Below are 7,303 nucleotides of genomic sequence, written 5' to 3'. Positions count from 1 at the left end.
GTGTCCGCCATTACCTCTCCGCCTCTTTTCCCTCTGTATTTTGGTTTTGACCCGCTACCCACAATCACCACCCTGGCGTTGGCGTCTTGCATCGCTTTCATTGGCTTCAAAAGCTCGGAGTCCTCAAAATCATCTTCGGCTAGAATCGCAACGCGTTTTCCATTGAGCATTCTTTAATCTCCTCTTTGCCTGGGCGTGTGTTACCTACTGACTGAGGCAAAATAAAGCTGCCACGCGGTACTATCCCGGAAGCAAAATCTGCGGGCTTTACATCGGGTGATATCCTGGAGTTTCTGCCGATAGCCGTATGAGCGGGGACTATCGTTCCCCTGCCGATAACAGTAATTCCTAATTCTCCGGGCGTCATAGCGGTGCCAAAACCGAGATGACAGCATTCATTGATATCTACTTCCTCATCGAGGATACAGTGGTCAATAATGCTGTGGCGGCTAACCAGCGTGCCTGACATCAGTATCGAGTTCCGGACAATGGCGTTTTCCTCGACCCTGACTCCCGGCGACAAGATGGAGTTCTCGACACGCCCCTTGATGACACAGTCCGGGCTGATCAGACTATTCTGAATATTGCCTTTTGACAGTCTCTTTACGGACAGGGAATGCCGGTTCCCGCCCAGGATATTCCAGTGGCTGTTGAGACTTAAAGATGGCTGCTGGCGGATAAGTTCCATATTGGCAGCATAGTAAGCGTCCTTGGTGCCGATGTCCTGCCAGTAGCCGTCAAACTTGTAAGCAAACACCCGGTCACGGGTTACCATTTTAGGTAGGATGGCGTAGCCGAAGTCATGCGGCGATTCCGGCTGGGAGGCGTCTTCGAGCAACCGCTTCATAAGAATATTCTTTTCAAAAATATAGATACCCATTGACGCCAGATTGCTCGGCGGATTGTTTGTCTTTTCAACAAAGCTCACTATCCGGCAATCTGCATCAGCACTGATAGTGCCGAAGCGGTGCGCCTGCTCAAGCGGTACGGTAACGGTACCTATGGTTATGTCTGCCTCAGCCTGCTGGTGAAAGGCAAGCATTTTACGGTAATCAAACTTGTAAACGTGGTCACCGGCCAGTACCAGCACCAAATCGGCTTCGCTTTTTCTGAGGTACTCAAGGTTCTGGTATATGGCGTCGGCAGTGCCCCGGTACGAGCCGTTGGCTGGCTCCCGGACCTCGAAATTCACCTGTCCGGCATTAGTCGTTCTACAGTGGTTGAGGTAGCCTGTCATCTGGGCGCGCTGGTAGTCAGTCAGTACCAGAATATCCTGTATGCCGGAATGAATGATATTGCTGAGACTGAAGTCAATGACACGGAAACTGCCGGCAAATGGAAGGGCTGGTTTTGGCCTGGTATAGCACAGCATATCCATCCTTTTACCCTGCCCCCCGGCGAGAACTATAGCCAGTATTTTACTCATGAATCATTTTCCTTTCTTTATCGGTAATTTCCGGGCTGTAATTTGATATGTCATTGGCGTATGCCTTTATGCTTTGAGTTAATCCTTCCAGTGATGCAACCGCCTGCCCGGTCAGTCTCTCTAACTCCACTTCAGCCAGGTGGCAGAGGTTGACCAGCTCCTCTGCGTCGGGGATACTCTCTGCACCCATGGATGACGGGGGGCTGGCGCGGTGATCTGCTTTACCTGACAATTTATCAGAGTGCGTCGATGCCACAGCAGGCATATTTCTTCCCCCCCTTTGTTCAAATAAGGTCAGACCGGTTTCAGTAGGTGCGGTACAGGCGGCAGGGCTGGTCTGAGCCACAGTCATGATACACCTGCCCTTCACGCTGGCTAAATTTGCGTGCTGGCATCAGAGAGCCGTTATTGAAGGAGAGCGTCTCTAACGTTTTACAGCCGGGGCAGAAGACTACCAGCTCATACAAGTCTTTAAATGCTCTCCCAGTAGTAATGGGGAGAGTTGCTGGGCCGGGCTGTTCTAATAAAGTAACAGGCATCGTCCTCCTCCTTCCTGTCTTTAAGAGAAGTTTAAAAGATAGGTGATGGAAAAGTCATAAAATGTAGAAGGAAAAAGTTACAAAACTATGAAATTTTGAGAGGTAACGGCTATATCAGAAGAAGGTTTAGGGGCTGTGGGTAACTCTAAGTGGATGCCTGTTCTACGGAGGAAGTTTGCTCTATCTCAATAATGTAGCCTGTTTTAGCCACCGTGCGGATCAGGGCTGGGGCGCTCGGGTTCTTTTCCAGCTTGTTTCTCAGCCGGCTTATCCATGTTCTCAAAAGTTGCACGTCATTGCGGTATTCCGGTCCCCATAACCTGGTGAGCAGCTCTTCGTAGAGCATGAGGCGGCCGGCGTTCCGGGCCAGTTCACTGAGCAGGAGCCATTCCAGGCGTGTCAGGTGTTGTTCCTTGCCGCTAATGATGACCTGGCGTTTCTCAAAGTCTATGCTCATGTCCCTTAGGGAAAGAGGCTCGGTCTTCTTGCGTTGTGCCTCAGGTTCCAAACGGCGCCTTACAGCTTCGATTCTGGCGACCAGCTCATCAGGATTAAAAGGCTTAGCCAGGTAATCATCGGCACCCAGGCTGAGACCCTTGATTTTATCGGTATCAGTCCCACGGGCACTGAGAATAATTACCGGGATTGGAGAGAAACGGCGCAACTCTTTAAGTGTGTCCAGTCCACTCAATCCGGGGATAACAAGGTCAAGAACCATCAGGTCCGGGCTCTGTGCCTGTATTTGCTCCAGGGCTTCGAATCCGTCTTTGGCGACAATAACTTCATAACCGGAGGCTCTCAGTTTGGCTCTGAGGAAATTAAGAATACGTTCCTCATCATCAACTACCAGAATTCGGAATGGCGTAACCATACAGATGCACCTCGCTTCAAATAATAACGTTAAATACGCAGCATGTCAAAAAATGATTGCTCATCCTTCCCGGGGAGGATATTATTACAGAGCTTCGACCTCAAAAACACTTGAGGCTGTCCGAAAATTGTCATTCCGTGCCCGGTACGGAATCCGGGCGGGATGGTAACACCGGATTCCCTATTTACTTGACTCGCCTGCTTACGGGTACTAAAATACTACCTGACGCGTTTGAATAAGTATGGCTTGATTACAGGGAGCCCGGAGTACTGGGTTGAGCGCGAAGAAGCTGGTAAGAACCAATGGCGTTTCTCGGGACGCCGAGCATAAACAGGCAGCTGCAGGACTGAGGGCGGCAGATGTCCAGCTTTCCGCAATACTGGATAAAATACCGATAGCGGTAATGCTCATCGACCAGGAAAGACGTGTGCATGAAGTGAATGAGGTTGCTGCCAGGATGGCGGGCCGCCCGGCTGAGGAGATGGTGGGGTTGCACGGTGGGGAGGCCATCCGCTGTAGACACGTTCTGCATGACCCCGGAGGCTATGGTTACGATGATTTCTGCCAGACCTGTACCCTGCGGCAAGTTATCCGGGATACATTTCAGACGGGTAACGGGTGTCACGAACTTGAGATTGACCTGCCGTTGGGGCACCAACATGAATCGAGGACGCTGCTGGTATCTACCGCGCTGCTCAGAGTTGATTCCCAGTCCATGGTTTTGGTATCCGCCCAGGACATCAGCAAACGCAGGCGGGCTGAGGAGGCGCTGGCCAGGGGCAAAAGTGTCCTGGAGACAATCATGGAGAACACCGGCGCCATGCTGGCCTATCTTGACCGGGACTTCAACTTTCTGGCGACTAATTCTTCTTATCTCAATGACTCCGGCCATTCCGGAGAAGAGCTTATCGGGAAGAATCATTTTGAGTTTTTCCCTAATGAGGAAAACCGGGCTATTTTCGAAAAAGTGCGGGATACCGGTGAAACGGTAACTTTCCATGATAAGCCATTTGAGTTTGTTGACCAGCCGTGGCGTGGCGTCACTTACTGGGACTGGACACTGGTACCGGTGAAGGACTCTTCCGGGCAGGTCAATAGTCTCGTGCTTTCCGTTACGGAGACAACCCCGCGTGTCAAAGCAGAAGAATCACTGCGCCAGTCTGAAGCCAAATACCGTGCTTTGATAGAGTCCGCGCCGGACGGCATAATCTCTCTGGGCATGAAGGGAATTATAGTCGATTGTAATGATGAGATATGCCGCTTGCTCGGTTATACCAGTGAAGAACTCCGTGGCAGGAATGTCCGCGAATTACTGGTTCAAGAAGCGCTGGTGGAGCACTACCGTGACCAGTTGCGGCAACACGGGCAGTTTGAGGACGAATTTGAAGTCAGGCATCGTGATGGGGAAAAAGTAGCGATATGGGCAAAGGCAACGGCGCTTTTTGACGAGGAGGGGAAGTTCTCCCGGGCTGTGGTCTACCTGAGGGATTTTACCGAGCGCAAAAAGCTGGACCAGCTTAAAGACGAACTCATTGGCATGATGTCGCATGAACTGCGTACACCGCTGACGATAATTATGGGGTCGTTGAATACCGTCCTCAGCGCCGAGGAGTACCTTTCTAAAGAAGAGATACGGCAGCTACTGAAGGACGCGGCTGCGGAAACTGATACTCTATCTCATATACTGGGGAATATGCTGGAGCTCTCCCGCGCTCAGGCGGCCCAGCTTTCCCTCCACGTTGAGCCGTTGAGCGTTACTGCCGTAACTCGAAATGTGGCGGACAAGATAAGCCGGGTCTTTCCGATGCGCCGCTTCACTCTGGACCTTCCGGATACCCTGCCTCTGATAAATGCCGATTCCCTGAGATTGGAACGGATCATTTACAATCTTCTGGAAAACGCGGTTAAATATTCACCCGATGGCGGGGAGATAAAAGTCTTCGGGAGGGTAAAAGAAGACTATCTCCTGATTGGGGTCAGCGACCGGGGAATAGGAATAGCGCTCCATGACCAGTCAAAGCTCTTCGAGCCGTTTCAGCGCTTAAAGCAAAGCGGGGTTTATCAAGCTAAAGGCGCCGGACTGGGGCTTCTAGTCTGTCGCCGGCTGGTCGAGGCTCACGGCGGTAAAATCTGGGTCGAGTCCGAGCAGGGGAAGGGTTCCACATTTTTCTTTACGCTCCCTTTTAAGAGCGGGGCGGAATTATGACGCCGGCAGTCTGTGTGACTGACCTGTTTTGAGAAAAGGACAGGCTGGTGCTTGCTCGCGCAATGATCTCTTACCCCTGAAGGGGGATAAACCCGCAACTAATCCTTCGTTTAAGAGAGAACCACCAAAATGTCATTGCGAGGGCGCAGCCCCGAAGCAATCCGCTATCCCTAGAAACGGATTGCTTCGCTACGCTCGCAATGACGATCATACAATTTAAGTGATACAAGCTACTAAGCGGCTTTCCCGTTTTTCGCATGGTAGTCATCAATAGCCGATCTAAGCGCTTCTTCGGCCAGTACCGAGCAATGCATCTTGATCGGGGGTAGCCCGTCAAGGGCGTCAGCCACCGCGCGATTGGAAATTCCCAGCGCTTCGTCAATAGTCTTGCCCTTTACCATTTCGGTTACCATGGAACTGGTGGCAATAGCCGCCCCACAACCGAAAGTTTTAAACTTGGCATCAACGATGGTACCATTGTCCACCTTGATGTAAAGCTCCATGATATCGCCGCACACCGCGTTGCCGACGTGCCCGATACCATCCGGATTTTCCATATCACCAACATTCCGCGGGTTACGGAAATGCTCCATCACTTTTTCACTGTACAATGACTTTACATCAGGCAATCTTTTCTCTCCTTTTAAGAATTCTTCAGCAGTGGTGACATCGCCCTTAGTTTGGCGACAACGCGGGGCGTCACCTCCAGAATCCGGTCAATGTCTGCCTCAGTGTTCCACTTTCCCATGGTAAGCCTCACGGAGCCGTGGGCCAGTTCATGGGAAAGACACATTGCCAGCAGGACGGCGGAAGGCTCCAGGCTTGATGAAGTACAGGCGGAGCCGGTAGATACGCAGATGCCCTCCAAATCAAGATTCAACAGTATCGATTCCCCTTCGATAAACCCGAAACTCACATTAACATTGTTCGGCAATCGCTGCTGGGGATGACCGTTCAGGTGGACATGCTCAACGCGTTCCAGGAGACCCTTTATCAGCCGGTCGCGAAGGCCGGTCAGTCGCCGTATCTCCCCGTCCATTTCCTGCCGGGCAAGCTCTGCCGCCTTGCCAAAGCCGACAATACCGGGCACATTCTCGGTGCTCGCCCGCCGTTTTTTCTCCTGGTCACCGCCATGCAGGAAGGGGGTTAATCTGGTACCCTTCCTGATATACAGCGCCCCAACCCCTTTAGGGCCATAAAGCTTGTGCGCTGACATGGAAAGCAAATCCACGCCAAGTTCATTCACATCTACCGGGATATGCCCCACCGTCTGCACGGCATCAGTGTGGAAACATATTCCCGCCTCTTTGGCGACCTTGCCGATTTCAGCAATAGGCTCGATAGTCCCCACCTCATTATTGGCATGCATTATCGAGATAAGGACAGTCTTGCCGGTGATGGCTTTCTTGACTTCTCCGGGGTCAACCACCCCGTATTTATCTACGGGCAGGTAGGTTATGCTGAACCCCCTTTTCTCCAGAAACTTGCACGTTTCCGATACCGCATGATGCTCGATAGAGCTGGTAATGATATGGTTCCCTTTGGGCTCGCTTGAAAAAGCCACTCCCTCAAGGGCAGTATTATCCGCTTCGGTCCCGCCACCTGTAAAGACAATTTCCTCATCACGGGCGCCGATGAGCCGGGCGACCTTGCCTCTGGCCACATCGAGGGCTTCCTTCGCCTCCAGCCCGTAGGAATAGATACTGGAGGGGTTCCCGAATTCCTCGGTGAAATAGGGTAACATCGCCTTGACTACATCAGGGTGAGTCGGGGTAGTTGCCGCATAATCAACATATGTCCGTTCCATTTTTCATCCTTCCACAATATCGCCGATAACAGGATCAACCCGTACCCCTTTCGCGGTCACCCAGGTGATACCATCTTCGATATCTTTCTCCTCTCCCTCCAGTTCCAGTACCACCCAGCCCTTGTCTTCGGATACATCTGCCCGGCGAATGTTGGTTACAACATTGAACTGCTGACTAAGATTATAGATAATAGGCTCCTTAATCAGGTCCTGGGGGAAAGTAAACATTACCTGTCTTTTAATCATCTTGTTAGTCCTCCTTTACCTTCAATGCGATTAAAGCGGTATGGGTAAAGTACAATTAAGCTTAAACCGGCGTGCCGAGCACCTCTTCGAAGGATTCAACGGTGGGCTGTATGGTGAATGGTTTAACCACATCGGCCACCGTCTCCTGCGTCCGCGGCCCGGCTCCGGTAATGTAGGTTACGGTAAGGTCATTCTTTTTGATTGCCCC

General features: G+C 51.6%; 7 protein-coding genes. 1 reads left to right on the top strand and 6 read right to left on the bottom strand.

The genetic code is table 11. The features are described 5' to 3' along the window. Positions 1-139: 139 nt before the first annotated feature. The 3 genes from Q8Q07_03025 to Q8Q07_03015 form a co-directional block, all read right to left on the bottom strand. Entirely contained in the window at positions 140-1,426 is a 1,287-nt protein-coding gene (locus Q8Q07_03025; GenBank protein MDP3879265.1) for a sugar phosphate nucleotidyltransferase, read from the bottom strand. Then, positions 1,419-1,778: a hypothetical protein gene (locus Q8Q07_03020; protein MDP3879264.1), complete on the bottom strand. Its 360-nt coding sequence runs from the start codon at positions 1,776-1,778 to the stop codon at positions 1,419-1,421. Before Q8Q07_03020 ends, Q8Q07_03025 begins: the two co-directional genes overlap by 8 nt. 332 nt (positions 1,779-2,110) lie before the next feature. Next, the gene (locus Q8Q07_03015) at positions 2,111-2,836 is read right to left on the bottom strand and encodes a response regulator transcription factor (protein MDP3879263.1); all 726 of its coding nucleotides are present in this window, start codon (positions 2,834-2,836) and stop codon (positions 2,111-2,113) included. Positions 2,837-3,110: 274 nt separating this feature from the next. Between Q8Q07_03015 and Q8Q07_03010 the strand changes: the two genes are divergently transcribed. Beyond that, the gene (locus tag Q8Q07_03010) at positions 3,111-5,042 is read left to right on the top strand and encodes a PAS domain S-box protein (GenBank protein ID MDP3879262.1); all 1,932 of its coding nucleotides are present in this window, start codon (positions 3,111-3,113) and stop codon (positions 5,040-5,042) included. Between the two features lie 233 nt (positions 5,043-5,275). Here the strand turns inward: Q8Q07_03010 and nifU are convergent, their stop codons facing one another. From nifU to Q8Q07_02995, 3 genes are read right to left on the bottom strand one after another with little or no spacing between them, the layout of a single operon-like run. Continuing rightward, positions 5,276-5,653: a Fe-S cluster assembly scaffold protein NifU gene (gene nifU / locus Q8Q07_03005; protein ID MDP3879261.1), complete on the bottom strand. Its 378-nt coding sequence runs from the start codon at positions 5,651-5,653 to the stop codon at positions 5,276-5,278. A gap of 32 nt (positions 5,654-5,685) precedes the next feature. Then, positions 5,686-6,849, bottom strand: a complete 1,164-nt coding sequence (gene nifS / locus Q8Q07_03000; GenBank protein MDP3879260.1) for a cysteine desulfurase NifS — start codon at positions 6,847-6,849, stop codon at positions 5,686-5,688. Between the two features lie 3 nt (positions 6,850-6,852). Beyond that, positions 6,853-7,095, bottom strand: a complete 243-nt coding sequence (locus Q8Q07_02995) for an NIL domain-containing protein (GenBank protein MDP3879259.1) — start codon at positions 7,093-7,095, stop codon at positions 6,853-6,855. Positions 7,096-7,303 lie beyond the last annotated feature (208 nt).

It is taken from the genome of Dehalococcoidales bacterium, assembly GCA_030698765.1.
Lineage (GTDB): Bacteria > Chloroflexota > Dehalococcoidia > Dehalococcoidales > UBA2162 > JAUYMF01.
Note: the sequence above shows the minus strand (reverse complement) of the source record. Positions and strands in the feature narration are given on the sequence as shown.